At 54.5% G+C, this 15,650-nt stretch carries 16 protein-coding genes; 9 read left to right on the plus strand and 7 right to left on the minus strand.

Going from position 1 to position 15,650, the window contains the following annotated elements; all coding sequences use genetic code 11:
- The first annotated feature begins 127 nt into the window (after positions 1-127).
- From cmoA to K0H79_RS09585, 8 genes are all read left to right on the plus strand, one after another.
- Positions 128-859 carry a carboxy-S-adenosyl-L-methionine synthase CmoA gene (gene cmoA, locus K0H79_RS09550; protein ID WP_220075620.1) on the plus strand — a complete coding sequence of 244 codons (732 nt, stop codon included), beginning with the start codon at positions 128-130 and terminating at the stop codon, positions 857-859.
- Positions 856-1,848, plus strand: coding sequence for a tRNA 5-methoxyuridine(34)/uridine 5-oxyacetic acid(34) synthase CmoB (gene cmoB / locus K0H79_RS09555; protein WP_220075621.1), 993 nt, complete (start codon positions 856-858; stop codon positions 1,846-1,848). Before cmoA ends, cmoB begins: the two co-directional genes overlap by 4 nt.
- A 34-nt stretch (positions 1,849-1,882) precedes the next feature.
- On the plus strand, positions 1,883-2,602 hold the full coding sequence (locus K0H79_RS09560) for an ATP-dependent zinc protease (RefSeq protein WP_220064606.1): 720 nt from the start codon (positions 1,883-1,885) through the stop codon (positions 2,600-2,602).
- A gap of 26 nt (positions 2,603-2,628) precedes the next feature.
- Complete coding sequence (locus K0H79_RS09565; RefSeq protein WP_220075622.1) at positions 2,629-4,131, plus strand: UUP1 family membrane protein; 1,503 nt, start codon at positions 2,629-2,631, stop codon at positions 4,129-4,131.
- A gap of 1 nt (position 4,132) precedes the next feature.
- Positions 4,133-5,089: an alpha-L-glutamate ligase-like protein gene (locus tag K0H79_RS09570; protein WP_220075623.1), complete on the plus strand. Its 957-nt coding sequence runs from the start codon at positions 4,133-4,135 to the stop codon at positions 5,087-5,089.
- On the plus strand, positions 5,052-6,716 hold the full coding sequence (locus K0H79_RS09575; RefSeq protein WP_220075624.1) for a M3 family metallopeptidase: 1,665 nt from the start codon (positions 5,052-5,054) through the stop codon (positions 6,714-6,716). Before K0H79_RS09570 ends, K0H79_RS09575 begins: the two co-directional genes overlap by 38 nt.
- Entirely contained in the window at positions 6,703-7,899 is a 1,197-nt protein-coding gene (locus tag K0H79_RS09580; protein ID WP_220075625.1) for a DUF3541 domain-containing protein, read from the plus strand. The genes K0H79_RS09575 and K0H79_RS09580 overlap by 14 nt, the downstream gene beginning before the upstream one ends.
- Positions 7,900-8,183: 284 nt before the next feature.
- Positions 8,184-9,089, plus strand: coding sequence for a LysR family transcriptional regulator (locus tag K0H79_RS09585; RefSeq protein WP_220064611.1), 906 nt, complete (start codon positions 8,184-8,186; stop codon positions 9,087-9,089).
- Here the strand turns inward: K0H79_RS09585 and K0H79_RS09590 are convergent.
- A complete protein-coding gene (locus tag K0H79_RS09590) occupies positions 9,072-10,592 on the minus strand; it encodes a putative metalloprotease CJM1_0395 family protein (RefSeq protein WP_258405535.1) in 1,521 nt (506 codons plus the stop codon). The two genes, K0H79_RS09585 and K0H79_RS09590, sit on opposite strands and share 18 nt — an antisense overlap.
- Between K0H79_RS09590 and K0H79_RS19305 the strand changes: the two genes are divergently transcribed.
- The gene (locus K0H79_RS19305; protein WP_258405559.1) at positions 10,585-10,794 is read left to right on the plus strand and encodes a hypothetical protein; all 210 of its coding nucleotides are present in this window, start codon (positions 10,585-10,587) and stop codon (positions 10,792-10,794) included. The genes K0H79_RS09590 and K0H79_RS19305 overlap by 8 nt on opposite strands.
- 32 nt (positions 10,795-10,826) lie before the next feature.
- On the opposite strand, the gene K0H79_RS09595 is transcribed toward K0H79_RS19305, so the two are convergent.
- From K0H79_RS09595 to thiE, 6 genes are all read right to left on the minus strand, one after another.
- The gene (locus K0H79_RS09595; RefSeq protein ID WP_220064613.1) at positions 10,827-11,078 is read right to left on the minus strand and encodes a chemotaxis protein; all 252 of its coding nucleotides are present in this window, start codon (positions 11,076-11,078) and stop codon (positions 10,827-10,829) included.
- Positions 11,079-11,192: 114 nt separating this feature from the next.
- Complete coding sequence (gene thiH / locus K0H79_RS09600; protein ID WP_220075627.1) at positions 11,193-12,308, minus strand: 2-iminoacetate synthase ThiH; 1,116 nt, start codon at positions 12,306-12,308, stop codon at positions 11,193-11,195.
- Positions 12,305-13,120, minus strand: coding sequence for a thiazole synthase (locus K0H79_RS09605; protein ID WP_220075628.1), 816 nt, complete (start codon positions 13,118-13,120; stop codon positions 12,305-12,307). Before K0H79_RS09605 ends, thiH begins: the two co-directional genes overlap by 4 nt.
- Position 13,121: 1 nt before the next feature.
- Positions 13,122-13,325: a sulfur carrier protein ThiS gene (thiS, locus tag K0H79_RS09610; RefSeq protein WP_126167008.1), complete on the minus strand. Its 204-nt coding sequence runs from the start codon at positions 13,323-13,325 to the stop codon at positions 13,122-13,124.
- Positions 13,319-14,071 carry a HesA/MoeB/ThiF family protein gene (locus K0H79_RS09615; protein WP_220075629.1) on the minus strand — a complete coding sequence of 251 codons (753 nt, stop codon included), beginning with the start codon at positions 14,069-14,071 and terminating at the stop codon, positions 13,319-13,321. The genes thiS and K0H79_RS09615 overlap by 7 nt, the downstream gene beginning before the upstream one ends.
- The gene (gene thiE / locus K0H79_RS09620) at positions 14,061-15,647 is read right to left on the minus strand and encodes a thiamine phosphate synthase (RefSeq protein WP_220075630.1); all 1,587 of its coding nucleotides are present in this window, start codon (positions 15,645-15,647) and stop codon (positions 14,061-14,063) included. Before thiE ends, K0H79_RS09615 begins: the two co-directional genes overlap by 11 nt.
- Between the last annotated feature and the right edge of the window lie 3 nt (positions 15,648-15,650).

The following is a 15,650-nucleotide window of genomic DNA, read 5'->3' on the forward strand; positions in this document are numbered from 1 at the left end:
AAGGCGTAAAGGGAATGTTACTTAACGATATATTAGACATAAATTTCCACGAAATAGCCAGTGCGCCCTTGCTGGTCAGAAAAGCGTTTCGTTAAAATACAAGGCTATATTGTGAGATAAGATTCCCATGACCAATCAACAGGACACACTGTTCGCCGAGCCAGGCGAGCACCAGGGTAACTTCCAGTTTGACAGTCGCGTTGCCGGAGTATTTGGCGACATGATCCGCCGCTCAGTGCCCGGTTACACGCAAATCATTAACACTATTGGTGAAATTGCTGACCGCTGCGTCACGCCAGGCTCCAATGTTTATGATCTGGGCTGTTCTCTGGGAGCGGCGACCCTTGCCATCCGCCGCAAAATCGAAGGTCGCAACGCCCACATTTTTGCCATCGATAACAGCGAACCTATGTTGATGCGGGCTGAAGAAAACCTCTCCGCTTACGTGAGTGACACCAAAGTCTTCTTTCAGCTGGCTGATATCCGCAATCAAACATTTGAAAACGCCTCTCTGGTGGTGCTTAACTTTACCCTGCAGTTTTTGCCGCCAAACGACAGAGACACTCTGCTGGCACGCATCTATCAGGGATTGAACCCCGGCGGTATCCTGGTGCTGTCTGAAAAGCTCAAATTTGAAGGCGGCGATATCCAGGCATTACTGGACTCGCTGCACCTCGATTTCAAACGGGCAAATGGTTACAGCGAGCTGGAAATCAGTCAAAAACGCAGCGCCATTGAGAATGTGCTTATCCCCGACACACTGGAACAGCACAAAACCCGACTGAACCAAGCCGGTTTCATCCAGGCGGACCTTTGGTTCCAATGTTTTAATTTTGCCTCTATGGTGGCTATCAAGTGATCAGTTTCTCAAGTTTTTATCGCCAAATCGCCGATACTCAATTGCAACACTGGCTCGAGTCTTTGCCCGCTATTCTGGGTGAGTGGCAACGCCAGCATAAACACGGCAACCTGCCCAAATGGGAAAAGGTGCTGGCAAAGCTGCACTATCCGGCCCCTGAATTCCTTGATTTGAAAGACAGCGTGACCATTGGCGACGGGCAGCAACTCGACAGCGGCCAAACCGAGAAACTGGAAAACCTGCTCAGGATTTTACAGCCCTGGCGCAAGGGCCCCTTCCATGTGCATGGCATTCACATCGATACCGAGTGGCGCAGCGACTGGAAATGGGACAGGGTTGCTCCCCATATCAGCCCTCTGACCAATCGCACTGTACTGGACGTGGGTTGTGGCAGTGGCTATCACATGTGGCGCATGCTGGGGGCGGGAGCCAAACGGGTGGTAGGCATAGACCCATCGGCACTGTTTCTGTGCCAATTTGAAGCCATTAAGCGCCTGATAGATACCGAGCTGCCAGTACACCTCTTGCCTCTGGGCATAGAGGAGCTGCCGCCACTGGATGCCTTCGATACTGTGTTCTCCATGGGCGTGCTCTATCACAGACGTTCCCCCATCGATCACTTGTTACAACTTAGGGATCAATTGCGAATGGGTGGTGAACTTGTGTTGGAAACCTTGGTGGTAGATGGCGATAAAGACACGGTTCTGGTGCCGCAAGATAGATATGGCAAGATGAATAATGTATGGTTTTTACCATCAATTGATGCACTTAAGCTGTGGCTTGAGAAATGTGATTTTACCGATGTGCGCTGTGTGAATGTGGATGTGACCTCCCTTGCGGAGCAGCGCAGTACCCCATGGATGCAAAACGAATCGCTTGTGGATTATCTGGATCCCAAGGACATCAACCTCACAGTAGAAGGTTATCCGGCACCCAAACGGGCTACCTTCATCGCGGTAAAGAACCGCAGTCCACAGGATGCAGACTGAGACAAGAACCGCTAACGAAAGGGAAGCAAAGACTATGTTCAAACATACCCTGGCTGTCGCCATTATCGCCCTATGTGCAGGTTGCAGCACTACCTCCAAACCCGAAGTTGCAGGTCCTGCCCCGGTGAATGCCGACGAGCTGAAAGTCAGCCTCGACAACAGTGAAGCGCGTATGATGGCCGTTATCGATAAGGGAAATTTGGATACCCAAGCCCAACTTTCTGAACTGAACAGCGCCATCGCCGCCCTGGATAAAAATCTTGCTTCACTGAAGAAAGCCAGCCCAATGGCACCCACCACTGCCGTGCCGCTGGAGTGTCCACCCAGTGCCATTGGCGATAAGTTCATGCTGGGTGAAGTGGAAAAAGTCTTTATTGACGAACTTAAAGCCAGCTTTCATACCCGCATAGACACAGGCGCTGAAAGCTCATCACTGGATGCCCGCAACATCCTCCTGTTTGAGCGAGATGGCGAACAGTGGGTGCGCTTCGATGTGATGGTACAGGGCGAATCCAAACCTGCCTCTACCTTCGAGTCAAAAGTAGTGCGTTTTGTGCGCATTAAACAGGAAGGCGATGCCGACGATCGCCGCCCCGTTATTCACGCCCACCTCAAAATCGGCAAATACAGCGCCGAAACTGATCTGAACCTCACCGACCGCAGCCATTTGGATTATCCCTTGCTGCTCGGCCGTAAATTTATCAAAGACATCGCTGTTGTGGATGTCAGCCAGCAGTTCATTCACGGAAAGTAACAGATCTCAAGAGCAAAGGAGCGCAGATGCACTCACGTAAGCCATTTTATATTTTCGTTTTTTTATTGGTTGTCCTTGGGATCTCCAGCAGTATTTATCGCGGTGTGGAGCACAGGGTCCCCTTCTTGCCGGGTGAGCAGGTCAACACCTGGGCGATAGATGCAAAGGTCAGCTTTATCGGCCAGGGCGGCGAGAGCGAAGTATCCCTCGCCTTACCTCAGGACCCCGCCTTTGAAGTGCTGATTGAGCACACAACGTCGGCTGGTTTTGGCCTGTCCATCATGGATGATGCCGATGGCCGCCGCGCCCTTTGGAGCAAGCGTGCAGTGCTTGGGCAACAGGACCTCTACTATAAGGTCACCTTGGTTCCCACCGGCATCTCTCGATTGGCTGAGGATACGGAACCAACCGCGCCCGAAGCGCCTGTCTGGGCCGCCACAGAGCAGACTGCCGCTCAGGAAGTCATAGATGCGGCATGGGAGCGCAGTGGCTCCAACCTCTCCTACGCCCGCCAACTGGTGACCCTGGTGGGGACAGAAAAGAGCCAGAATCTCGCGCTTCTGCTGACTGCCCAAACCCCAAGCCGCCTCTTTATCAACTTGCTGGCGGCCAAGGGCGTTCCCGCCCGCGAAGTCTCAGCCCTGTTTCTGGAAGATCAGCGCCGCCGCCAGCAACTGGTCCCCTTTGTGGAAGTGTACGACCAGGGTGAGTGGTACCTCTTTGATGCCACCACAGGTAAAGAAGGTCGTCCCGACAATTTGCTGCTGTGGGAACGTCAGGGCAAGTCGGTACTGGATGTGATTGGCGGCAGCAATTCCCAGGTAAGCTTTTCCATGCTGATGGAAACCCGCCCCGCCCTTGCCACTTCTATCGACATGATGGAAACCACTCAGGGACTGGACTTTTCACTCTACCAATTACCGCTGGAAGAGCAGAGCTTGTTCAAAGGGATTTTGCTTATCCCCATCGGCGTGCTGATGGTCGTGTTTTTGCGGGTGATAATCGGCATTAAAACCTCTGGCACCTTTATGCCGGTGTTAATTGCACTGGCTTTTATTCAAACCACCCTGCTCACCGGCCTGGTTGGATTCCTGCTGATTGTGGCCTGTGGCCTGATGATCCGCTCTTATCTGTCGCACCTTAACCTGCTGCTGATTTCACGAATATCGGCGGTCATCATAGTGGTGATTGGCATCATAGGTATCTTTACCCTGCTGTCCTACAAGTTTGGCCTCAGCGAAGGCCTGACCATTACCTTTTTCCCGATGATCATCCTCGCCTGGACCATTGAGCGTATGTCTATCCTGTGGGAAGAGGAAGGCGCCAAAGAAGTCGTGCTTCAGGGCGGCGGCAGCCTTTTGGTCGCGACCCTGGCCTATCTCGCCATGAGCGCGAGCTGGGTGCAACACTGGGTGTTCAACTTCCTCGGTATCCACCTGGTGATCCTGGCGCTGGTGATGCTGATGGGCCAGTACACAGGCTATCGCCTGCTCGAACTCAAGCGCTTCAAACCCCTGGCAGGAGAATAAAATGAAATTTGCCTGGCCTTGGGAGCTGCGCCGCGCCGGCGTGCTCAACATGAATAAACGCAACATCGACTTTATTGGTCGCTATAACCCGCGAAAGTACTACCAGCGGGTGGACGACAAGCTCACCACCAAGCAGCTTGCCCTGGCCAACGATATTGCCGTACCCGACTTGATTGGTGTGGTGCAGGAGCAGCACGAAATCGCCGATATCCCGGAAATGGTACAGGGACGCAGCGGCTTTGTGATTAAACCCGCCAAAGGTTCCGGTGGCAAAGGGATTTTGGTGATCACCAAGGTTGAAAACGGTCGCTACTACAAACCCAGTGGCAATGAGGTCACCCCCAGCGAAATAGACCGCCATGTATCCAATATCTTGAGTGGCCTCTTCTCCCTTGGTGGCAAACCCGATGTCGCCATTGTAGAGGGGCTTATCCAGTTTGACCCTGTTTTCGATGGCTACAGCTATGAAGGGGTACCGGATATCCGGTTGATTGTGTTCAAGGGGTACCCTGTGATGGGCATGCTGCGCCTGTCCACCGCCGCATCGGATGGCAAGGCCAACCTGCACCAGGGTGCCGTGGGTGTCGGAATCGATATTGCTACAGGTAAAGGCCTCAGAGCGGTACAGTTTAATGAGCCCATTGAGTTTCACCCTGACACCGGCAAGCGCCTGATGGACATTAAGGTGCCCAACTGGGATACCTTGCTCACCACCGCTTCCAGCGCCTATGAAATGTGTGAACTTGGTTATCTTGGTACCGACATGGTGCTGGACAGCGAAAAAGGCCCTCTGCTGCTGGAGCTCAACGCCCGCCCCGGCCTTGCCATTCAAATCGCCAACGGTAAGGGATTGCTGCCACGACTGAAGCACGTGGAATCGCTCGGCAACAAGTTTATGGATGTGAATGACAGGGTGGCCTATGCCAAAGTGCATTTCGGCGCTCACGCTGACTGCTAGTCTCTGGTGCAGTGCGGCGATTGCCAATCCTGTGATGCTACTGGCGGATCAATGCCAGCAGCTCACCCTGGCAAGTGACTTCGAAGCGACCTTCAATTCAGCCAAGTTGAGCGGCATTCATCACCCGCAAGCGGCTGCCATTCAAGCCACGCAATTTGAAAGGCTCAGCCTGGGCTTTAACAATATATCGTCCCAGGTCAGCCTTTACCTCAATGAGCCCCTTTCGAAAGATGGCCGCGATCTCCTGATTAACTGCCAAATCCGACTTGCCGATGAAATCACCCAAATCACCCAGATGGCGGCGTTCAGTCAGCTCAGCCACAGGCTGCAAATCCATGGCGAAGGCGACGCAGCCGCACTGGGGCAGGCAATGCAGCGGCTGATACGTCAGCGATTGTCGGCCACCGACAAAGCCAGATTGCACACTGCAGAGGCCAGTTTTATGACTGGCCACAAGCAGGAAGAATTCAGCTTACAGCCCAATGACAGCTGCAGAATCGATGATGAAAATAAATCATCAGAAAAACAGATAAGTCAAAAAATAGCGGTTTACCTTAGCGAGCAAATCAATGAGGAATGCCGTGAGAGCGCCTGGAAAGCCTATCAAGTTAGGGCGCAAGAGTTGAACTTAGGTGTCATGAATATTATTCATGATATAAGACACGAGCAGGCCGTTCAGCAGGGCTATACAGACTACCTGAGCCTTGCACTCAAAGACACCTTCTTCGCCACACCGGAAACGGCGCTCGCCTTCTTGCAGGCCACACGCCCCGATAGGACACTGGCTCCCTGGAACATTGGCCGGGCACTGAAGCAGGCCGACGGCAAGCGCGCTCCCATTGACAGCCATTGGCTGTTAAACACACTGCTCGATGAGTCTCAAAGGTTCGGCATTCGATTCGACTGGCTCAGCAACAATCATCTCAGGCTCTGGCTTGATGACCGACTCCTTGGTGAGCTTGTCATTGCCACGGGTAAAACCCCGGACTTTCAGCTCACCCGCCCCGGTGTATTTACCCGTCAATTCAGTCAGGGACGGTTAATCCGACCCGATGTATTGAAGGGCCGCAGTGCCGCTGAAGATTTTATCCATGCTTTTGCCAATGCCCTTGCCAACATGAGTCAGGTAGAGCGCCACTATTTGCTGGCGCGGCAGAGTGAATATGATGACAGCCGCGCGCTCGCGGCCAACTGGCTCACAATAAAACTGGCAAGTAAACTTGATAGCCGACTGCCAGCGGCTACACCAAGGGAAGCGATAGTCGACGCCCATCGCCTGGCCCAAAACTACTATCGCTCAGTGCTGGCACTGGATTTCTATCGAAATAAGCCCGCCGGAATAGACAGATTTGCAGAACATTTTGAGGGGCAATGGCCGAATGTAGACTCTCAGTACCAAAGCACCATATCGCTCGTGCAACAAGGCCCCCTGCTTTACCGCGAGTTGTGGCAACAAAGACTCTCCCGCTTTATCACCGACCACCAGCAAATGACCGATGAACAGGCCTTTGAACTGCTGCTGGTCAATCCAACCCGCCAATCTTTGTCGCAACAACTCACCTCCCTCCTCGGCCAGAGTTACACCGCCGATGAACTGATAAGGAGTATTGCCGATGACCTTCGCTAACAAATCCTCTGCCTTGCTGCTCTGTGCCTGCCTTTTACCCGCAGCCAACGCCGCCAACAGCAAGGCCGCAGGTACCGAACACAGCAGCCACAAAGCTTTTGAGCCCATGGGTACCACTGCGGTATATGAGGCTATCAAACGGCAATTGGAAGCCAATCTGTTTGAGTTGCCGCCGCGGGTGCAGGGCCATTACGGCATACGCATGTATCGCATGACAGGTGATGACAAATATGCCAATGCAGCCCTGGTCGATTTGTTCGCCGTGACCGAGTCTCAGGCGTTTTATGCCTGTAACCTGGATAAGCCCGGCTTTATTACTTCCGCAGCCGAAGAGGCCATTGAGGCGCTTGGTCGAGGCCCACGGGCAAGTGCGCGCAAAAAGGCCCTCGAAGACTTTCCTGAGTTTTTGTTTTACACCGATGTACTGCTCAGGTTTGCCAGCCGTATCGATGAATTTGGCCTCGAAGGCCCATGTCACGACAGGATGATCGCTGCATTAAAGGCGACAGATCTTAAGCGTGGATTGACCTCACCTGAAATGATTGAGTCCTGGGCTGCGCAACTTGCCAACTATGTTTACTGGGCGAAACAGCTGGGGGTTGGCGACTACCTTAAAGACTATCGGGAAGCCTTTAATAAGGTGTACCCCGCCGCACGCGACCAACGCTTGGATAAAGCGCAATTTCGTAACAAACTCTACGGCATGACTCACTTTGTGTTTGCTGCCAGTGGTTATTATCAGACGCCCGTAGATGCCAGCGAGTTTGCCTGGGTGTTGGATTATTTCGAGGCCAATATTGACCGGATCCTGAAAGATGCCACCGACGACATCATCGCCGAAGTCGGTGTCAGCTTTTTACTGGCAGGCAAAGGCGACAGCGAAGCCGTTACCAAGACCCGCCGCCATATCGTTAAAGCCTTCGACGAAGAACACGACATCATACCTTCGCCAAGGGGCAATCCCGACCTGGCATTGGGAGAGCATAGAAACATGCTGGCCATGATGCTGTTGCAATGGCCAGAGACCTTAAGCCCGGGACCCTATCTGGCAGAGCTCAAAGCGACCAAAAAGTATCTGCCGAAAATGGTTGCTCCCAAAACGGCGTCCAGCCCCAAGACAAAAAATCAGGAAAAGCCACCAAAGCAAGAAAAGCCACCAAAGCAAGAGAAGCCAAACAAATAGAATCACTCGCAACGCATCGCAGATGATGTAAACAACGACACAGCAAGGTACGACAAAGACCCTATCTGTCAGTCTCGTCAGGTAACATCACGCAGCCAGTCCAAAGATCGCAAAAAGCCGGTCTTTGGACCCTCCAATGATTAATCGTCAAGGCACCATTCAAATTAAGCGTAATGAGGACTGCCCTCCCATGCACTTTTCTGTTCAGATTTGGCGGATATTTTTATTGCAAAAAATCGAATTGAAAGTGCAGTATTAAGCAAACTCCTTTCGATGTAGCAGCAATGTTCAGAGCAAAATCCACCCTCGAGCAATGGCGTATTCTGCAAGCTGTCGTAGACCATGGCGGCTATGCACAGGCCGCCACCGCCCTAAACAAGAGCCAATCCTCCCTTAACCATGCCGTTGCCAAGCTACAGCATCAGCTGGGGGTAGAGCTTCTGGAAGTTAGGGGACGCAAAGCCTACCTGACGCCCCGTGGTGAAGTGCTGCTCAGGCGCAGCCGTTACATCACCCAGTCAGTCATGGAGCTCGAGCAACTTGCTGGCAACCTTGAACGTGGCTGGGAACCCAGTCTGACCATAGCGCGGGAAATTGTTTATCCCATGGATAAGCTCATCACAGCCATCAATGCTTTTTTACCCAATGGCAGAGGTACCCGGGTCTCTGTGATAGATTCGGTGCTTAATGGCACCCATGAGCTGGTGGAAGAAAACAAGGTCGATATTGCGCTGTGCGGCGGCAATCCCCCCAAGGGACATTTGGCACAGCCGCTGTGCGTCGTCGAATTGATTTTAGTGTGTCACCCTTCCAACCCACTTGCCGCCGAGCCCAAGATCCAGGACGACAAGTTTCTCGCCCAACACCTGCAAATAGTTATTCGTGACACCGCCGCCAAAACCAACAAAGACATTGGCTGGCTTAAAGCAGAGCAGCGCTGGACAGTGAGTAATTTCCACGAAGCGAAAGCCATTCTGTGTTCGGGCAGTGGATTTTGCTGGCTACCAAAAGAGTTGGTAGAAAAAGAATTGGTGTCTGGTGAGTTGGTAAGACTGTATCTGACCGGAAGCGAAAGCCGCAAGATCCCCATAAATCTGGTTGTCCCCAACAGAGACGATCAGGGACCTGCGGGTGAGGCGTTGGAGCTGCTTATTCTTGCCCAGCACGGTATCTCATGCCAGCGCCAGTAACGATGATGTCTTCTCCCTGCGTTGAGACTTATCGTTTTCGGTCTGCGTCTTCTCGTTTGTATCAAGATACGCCAGAATCGCTCTCGGTGGCCCAAGCTTACTGATATCTGTGGTACGTGAATTATCCTGTGCCTGTCCATAGCTATCAGAACCCGTGCCAGAGCCATCCAACCCGGTATCGGCGGCAATTGGGTTACCTTCAGTGACTTTGCCGTCATTAATCTGGTTCTCTGCTGAAGCCCCCTCGCTATCCCTTTCAAGGGTTTGCGCCAAAGCGGCGGTAATACGAGCGGACAACGCATCGACAAAGCCGCTGTCACCCTGCTCTTTACTTAAAGCACCAGATTTATCCAGGTTGGTGCCCAAAGAAGGGGTAACCGGCTCGAACACCGGTACTTCATCAAAGGCGTTTTGAGCATCCAATAACGGGGAAAGTTCGTCCTGAGTAGGCATTGCCGCCAACCGCTCTGAAGCCAGCTCGTCCTTGGCCAGTTCAATCTTCCTGAGCGCTTCAGCCGCCACGCTAAGGTCCGCTTGCGACGGATTTACCGGCGCCATGGCTGCGGCGTACACCTGCTGCATCTTATTGATGGTCGCCTGAGGATTACCATGGACGCTGGCAATATCAATCGACACCTCTCCCCCCGTGGCGTATCTCTTACCATCGGGGCCGAGTTCGTATTCAAAATTGGGCGCGCGGGCAAACTGTCCACCAACGGCAGCATGGGCTCTCTCGTGTGCCAGTACTTCTGCTTGTCTGGCTTCAAGCTGACGCACCTCCATTTCCTGCTGACGTACTTTTACCTGCTCACGTCGCTCCATGGCGCTTTCGCGGGCCATTGCCTGAGCATTGCTGTCTTGTTCCGCTTGCTGCTCGGCTGCCCTTCGTGCAGATGTAGAACCGCTCTCCCCACCCAGCGCCTCAGCAAGCTGTTGCTGCCTTGCTTCCTTGGCGGCCTCCTGAGATTCCTGGTCAGATACAGCTGAACCTGACGCATCTTCTCGTCCGAATTGAGCCCCCAGAGGGGAGACTGCATCAAAAACTGCGTTCGAACCGGCGCCCCCGCCATCCTGACTGACAGCGCGGTCCGTAACAGCCCCACTCATTGCCACCCCATTATCGGCAGCCTGATTTTGAGAAATGAAGATATCTGCAACCGAGTGCTCGCCAGAGCCTGTAAAACCAGTGCCTGTAAAACCAGTGCCTGTAAAACCGGTGCCTTGAGCCGGGCTTAACCGAGCATCATAACCTTGGTTCACAGGAGAATAGCCTTGAGCAGAAATGGCTGAAGCAAATGACGGTCTACCCGGCAAAGCATTAATACTCTGTGCGCCGGTGATCAGATTAAAACCGGGAGTAGCCGACGCAGTCGGTGCTGAGCCACCTTGCAGTGACCCTGACGCAGCGGGTCTGACTAGTCCCGTTGTTCGCCCGGACTCTACCGGTGCTGATGGCAAAGTCGCTGAAGACGGTGATGATTTTAATACCTGATTATTGCCCACCGAACTGGATGCAGCGCCAACAGATGCTGATGTCGGTGTGATGCCGGATGCTGCAGCTCCGTGGAAAGAAGCATTATTTGACGGGGATTTTAACGAGACTTCGGAAACAACAGACGCCGACGAGAATGAATTTCTCGCAGTTTCAGCGGTATCAGGATACCCGGCGAAGGATGGCCGGGCAACGCCGTTTGACGCCGCATGATTGACAGACAGCGCCGGGGAGGACATGGCAACTTACACTTTAATGTCTATGATGGTGCCAATTGTCTCGTCGGCCGTTTCAATCACTTCGGCCGAAGCCTCAGCCTGATTAACCGACTGGGTCGCCCTGACCAGGGCGTCGGTTTTATCCGGTGCTTCTGACTTGAGCTCGGCACTTTGCTGGGCAGGCTCGCTGCGCGCCACATCAATGGTTGCCTGAGTCAATCCACTTTGAGCGCTGTTAAAGCCACTGATACCCGATACGGACGCAGGTGGGATTTGCATGGCTTCCTCCAGAATAAGTTTCACAAATGGCTTTTGATGATCGGGTCAATTATTAGCCAAAATAGCCGCAAACGCCAGCAAAAATGCACCGCAGAGCGGCGAATGACGGCTCATTTACCATTGGGATTCCCAGTCTTTCCACACAGGGTTCAGCCCCTTTGATTTCAGCACGGCCGCGATTTGGAATGCGCTTCTGTCATCACTGATTTCAAACTGATCCAAATGGGTATCCGGCTCGGAATAGCCCCCCGGCGACGTGGCACTGCCTGCGCTGGTTTGGGTTATTCCAAGGGCAAACAAATTGTCACGAAACTCAGGCCGCTCGCGGGTGGAAAGACTGATATCCAGCGCTTCATTAAACAGCCTGAATGCGCAGATAAGCTGCACCAAACCTTTATCGCTTATCTCGGTTTTGGGCGCCACTCCGCCGGTGCAGGGCCTGAGCCTTGGCAGAGAAATACTGTAGCGGGTGCGCCAGTATTTTCGCTCAAGATAATCAAGATGATAACCCATCAAAAGCGCATCCAGACGCCAGTCATCGAGCCCCAGCAGCACCCCAAGGCCAATCTTGTCGACCCCAGCCACCGCCAGCCTGTCTGGCGTATCCAGGCGCCAGATAAAATCCATTTTTTTGCCGCGGGTGTGATGCTCAGCGTAGGTCACACGCTGATAGGTTTCCTGATAAATCATCACCGCATCAAGCCCGAGGGTTACCAGCTCGCGGTATTCAGGTTCACCGAGCGGCTGCACCTCCATCGCCACGTATGAAAACGCGCGCTTTACCTCAGGCATCACCTTACGGAAATAGCCCATGCCGACCTTGGTTTCATGCTCGCCGGAGACCAGCAGCACTGAGTCATAGCCCATGGCCTTGATGGCGGCCATTTCGCGGGTAAGCTCGGTTTCATCAAGGGTTTTGCGCTTAATGCGGTTACTCATTGAAAAACCGCAGTAATCACACTCGTTTGCACACAGGTTGGATAAATACAGCGGCAGGTACATACCCACACTGGCACCAAAGCGCTTACGGGTGAGCTGCATGCTTTTTTGTGCCATCTGCTCAAGATAAGGCTCGGCCGCAGGCGACAAGAGTGCCAGCAGCGCGTTCAGATTACCCGCCGGTGCCCGCAGCGCCGCCTCCACATCCTGTGCTGTGGCCGAGTAGAGCTTAAGCCGCAAACTGTCGGGGTTCAGGCGCGCAAATGCCTCAGAGAAATAGCCCTGGCTCATAACAGCTTTTCCGCCATGCCTGAATTTACCAAACCCGTGGCGGATGAGTCTGTGTTCAAAAAGCCGGTCAGTGGGCTGCTTTCGTGGGCGTGCAGACTCCTACTGCCAAGCCCGGCCAAATAGGCTTCACGGCCAATTTGCACCGCGCGCGCAAAAGCTCTGGCCATACGCACAGGGTCGGCACTCGAGGCAATGGCGGTATTAACCAGCACGGCATCGGCGCCAAGCTCCATCGCCTCACAGGCGTGGGACGGCGCGCCAATGCCAGCATCCACCACCACAGGAATGCTCGCCTGCTCAATGATGATTTTCAAAAACTCCCGGCTGACCAGGCCCTGATTGGAGCCAATGGGGCTGCCAAGGGGCATGACCGCCGCGCAGCCAATCTCTTCCAGGCGCCAGCACAGCACAGGGTCGGCATGAACATAAGGCAGCACCTTAAAGCCCTGGCTCACCAGCTCTTTGGCGGCGGTAAAGGTTTCCATGGGATCTGGCATCAGGTATTTGGGATCCGGGTGGATCTCAAGCTTCAGCCACTCTGTACCCAGCATTTCCCTGGCAAGCGTAGCTGCGAATATCGCTTCTTTGGCATTGCGGGCACCGGAGGTGTTGGGCAAGAGGCGCACGCCGCGCTCCAACAGCGGCGCCAGGATATCATCGCTGCCGGCTTTAAAATCCACCCGCTTCATGGCGAGGGTAACCAGCTCACTGCCGCTGGCAGCAATGGCTTCCTGCATCAACTTACCCGAAGCAAACTTGCCGGTGCCGGTAAACAGTCTGGAGCCAAATTCCGTTTCTGCAATGTTCAGCATTTCAGCCTCCTGCCACTGCTGCAAAAAGTTCAACTGCATCATTGTGTTTAAGATGAATATGTTCCCAGCGATGCCGCGGTACCACTTCACCGTTGAGCACCAGCGCAATATGGCTATCGCGCTCGCAGTGATGTTTAACCAAACTGGCCAGATCCTGGCCGTCGTCTATTGGATGGGATTGTCCGTTAACACTGATACTCAGCATGCCTTGCGCTCCTTGTCCTTACCGCAAACCGGGCAAAGGGGATCGGCAGGCACCCTGGCCTCATGCCAGCGAAAATGCCTGAAATCGAAACGTTGCAGGCGTCCAGCCTCGCAGGGAAATTGAAGCAGTTCATTCAAACAAAGTTGTGCCTGCATCGAGGCGACAATAGCCACTGCGGGCCCCATTACCCCGACAGAGGCGCAGTTTTGCGCCGAAGTGGTGCCTGGCGGGAACAGACACTGATAGCAGCCGCCTTCACCGCCCCGCTGCACAAACAACAGCCCGTCAAAACCGACAATGGCACCACTGATAAGCGTTTTGCCTTGTTTAGCGCAGTACGCGGAAATGAGATGTCGCGCCGCAAAGTTATCGGTGCAATCAAGCACCAGCCCGGCGTTATCGAGCTGAGTTAACGTCTCACTGTTAAGCTCGCCGCACACAGATACCTTTAAGCCTGGTTCTCGGGACTGTAAGCGCGCGGCCGCGACCACAGCCTTGGATTTGCCCAAATCAGCATCGCAAAACAGCAGCTGGCGCGGCAGGTTTGAAAGCTCCACGCTATCGCCATCGAACAGTGACAAATGCCCCACTCCGGACGCAGCCAGCAGCATGGCTGCCTGACAGCCAAGGCCACCTACACCCACTATGGCCACATGGGAGTTCCTTAATCTGAGCTGCCCGGCTTCGCCGCATTCCGGCAACAGAATTTGCCGCGAGTAGCGGATAAAGTCTTTATCAGCGAGCATTCCGCTTCTCCCAGGCATCAGCGAGTGCGCGAAAGGCCGCCGCCGGTTCGCTTGCTTCGGTCACAGCACGCACCACGGCAATGCTGTCCACGCCCGAAGCAGCGACCTTGGGTAAATTAGCCGCCTCTATACCGCCAATCGCCACAGTTGGCACAGCTGTGCTGACAATCTTCGCAAGCAGTGCCAGCGTCTCCAGTCCCTGTGGTTTGGAAGGCATTTCCTTGGTGGTCGTGGGAAAAATATGCCCAAGGGCGAGGTAGCTCGGGTTAAGCTCAAGCGCCAGCAAAGCCTCAAACAGCCCGTGACTCGACAGCCCAAGGGCCATGCCAGCCTCAGCAATGGCATCCAGCGGCACTGTCTCTATATCCTCCTGCCCAAGATGCACCCCAAAAGCGCCATGGCTGATAGCAAGGCGCCAATGGTCGTTGATAAAGACGCGCGCCTTATGCTGCCTGCCAAGGGCGATGGCGCGGATGATGTCCGCTTCAGCCGCGCTGCCTGGGCTAATCTCGCCCTTGATGCGCAGCTGAATGGTGTTGGCGCCAGCCTCAAGCAGCGTTTCCAGCATATCGATGTCGGCCACCACGGGATAAACGCCCACATCACGCCCAAGGCGGGTAAACCCCTTGGTTGGCAACCTGTGACTGCGACTCTCATGCAAGCGATGAATCGATGCCATAGCGACAAGGGACTCAGGCATGCCGGTTCGGGCCAGTGGCCCGGGGCCTGCACCTACAGCGCTTGCCTGCCTGAGCCCCTCAAATACATAGGCTTTGGCCAGCAGCACCGCATCGGGCAGCACCAACCCCTTGGCGACAAAGGCGGCAATGGCACTTGAAAGCGTGCAGCCGCTGCCGTGATTGTGCACAGTCGCGACCCGCTCACCGCTGAGCCAAAATCCCTGACGCCTGTGCAGCGGAGAAATGGTAGCGATATCCCCCAGCAGCAACAGATCCCTGGCCTTCGACTGCTGCCAGGGACAATCTCCACCTTTGGCAAGCACGCTGCCGCCAAAGCGGCGCCACAGTCTGTCGGCGGCAATCGCCAGGGCATCATCATCCGCCAGCAACTTGCCGGTCAGGTGCGACAGCTCCGCCTTGTTGGGGGTGATAAGGCTGATTTTTCCGGCAAAGGGACTGAAATCGAGCCCGCTGGCAGACGCCGCGCCTTGAGAGCTCGATGCCGCCTGCTGCAGCTCATCGCCGCATGAGGCCACCATCACGGGGTCAAGAATAACCGGCACGCCAGGCAGATTATCGCCAAGCCAGTGCGCGAGAAACTCAAGCTGCGCCTGATTGGCGATAAGGCCGATTTTCACCGCAGCCGGGTACAGGTCTGCCTTCAATGCCTCAAGCTGAGCCGCAAGCATGGCCGAGCTGACCGACTCTACTGAAGTTACCGCCACCGAGTTTTGCGCAGTGATGGCGGTGATCACGCTGCAGCCATGGCAGCCAAGGTCCTGCAACGTCAGCAAGTCGGCCTGAATACCGGCGCCGCCGCCACTGTCGGAGCCGGCGATGGTCCAGACCACTGGCCTTGCTGTCAGTTCGCTTTCAATCCAGGCATTTGCAGCCATAGC

Source organism: Shewanella sp. FJAT-52076 (genome assembly GCF_019457455.1).
GTDB classification, from domain to species: domain Bacteria; phylum Pseudomonadota; class Gammaproteobacteria; order Enterobacterales; family Shewanellaceae; genus Shewanella; species Shewanella zhangzhouensis.

What these genes read in the sequence shown, in the direction of transcription:
- cmoA (WP_220075620.1), top strand. Translation starts at nt 128, where the DNA reads ATGACCAATCAACAGGACACACTGTTCGCCGAGCCAGGCGAGCACCAG.
- K0H79_RS09560 (WP_220064606.1), top strand. Translation starts at nt 1,883, where the DNA reads ATGTTCAAACATACCCTGGCTGTCGCCATTATCGCCCTATGTGCAGGT.
- K0H79_RS09565 (WP_220075622.1), top strand. Translation starts at nt 2,629, where the DNA reads ATGCACTCACGTAAGCCATTTTATATTTTCGTTTTTTTATTGGTTGTC.
- K0H79_RS09570 (WP_220075623.1), top strand. Translation starts at nt 4,133, where the DNA reads ATGAAATTTGCCTGGCCTTGGGAGCTGCGCCGCGCCGGCGTGCTCAAC.
- K0H79_RS09575 (WP_220075624.1), top strand. Translation starts at nt 5,052, where the DNA reads ATGCCAAAGTGCATTTCGGCGCTCACGCTGACTGCTAGTCTCTGGTGC.
- K0H79_RS09580 (WP_220075625.1), top strand. Translation starts at nt 6,703, where the DNA reads ATGACCTTCGCTAACAAATCCTCTGCCTTGCTGCTCTGTGCCTGCCTT.
- K0H79_RS09585 (WP_220064611.1), top strand. Translation starts at nt 8,184, where the DNA reads ATGTTCAGAGCAAAATCCACCCTCGAGCAATGGCGTATTCTGCAAGCT.
- K0H79_RS09595 (WP_220064613.1), bottom strand. Translation starts at nt 11,078, where the DNA reads ATGCAAATCCCACCTGCGTCCGTATCGGGTATCAGTGGCTTTAACAGC.
- thiH (WP_220075627.1), bottom strand. Translation starts at nt 12,308, where the DNA reads ATGAGCCAGGGCTATTTCTCTGAGGCATTTGCGCGCCTGAACCCCGAC.
- K0H79_RS09605 (WP_220075628.1), bottom strand. Translation starts at nt 13,120, where the DNA reads ATGCTGAACATTGCAGAAACGGAATTTGGCTCCAGACTGTTTACCGGC.
- thiS (WP_126167008.1), bottom strand. Translation starts at nt 13,325, where the DNA reads ATGCTGAGTATCAGTGTTAACGGACAATCCCATCCAATAGACGACGGC.
- K0H79_RS09615 (WP_220075629.1), bottom strand. Translation starts at nt 14,071, where the DNA reads ATGCTCGCTGATAAAGACTTTATCCGCTACTCGCGGCAAATTCTGTTG.
- thiE (WP_220075630.1), bottom strand. Translation starts at nt 15,647, where the DNA reads ATGGCTGCAAATGCCTGGATTGAAAGCGAACTGACAGCAAGGCCAGTG.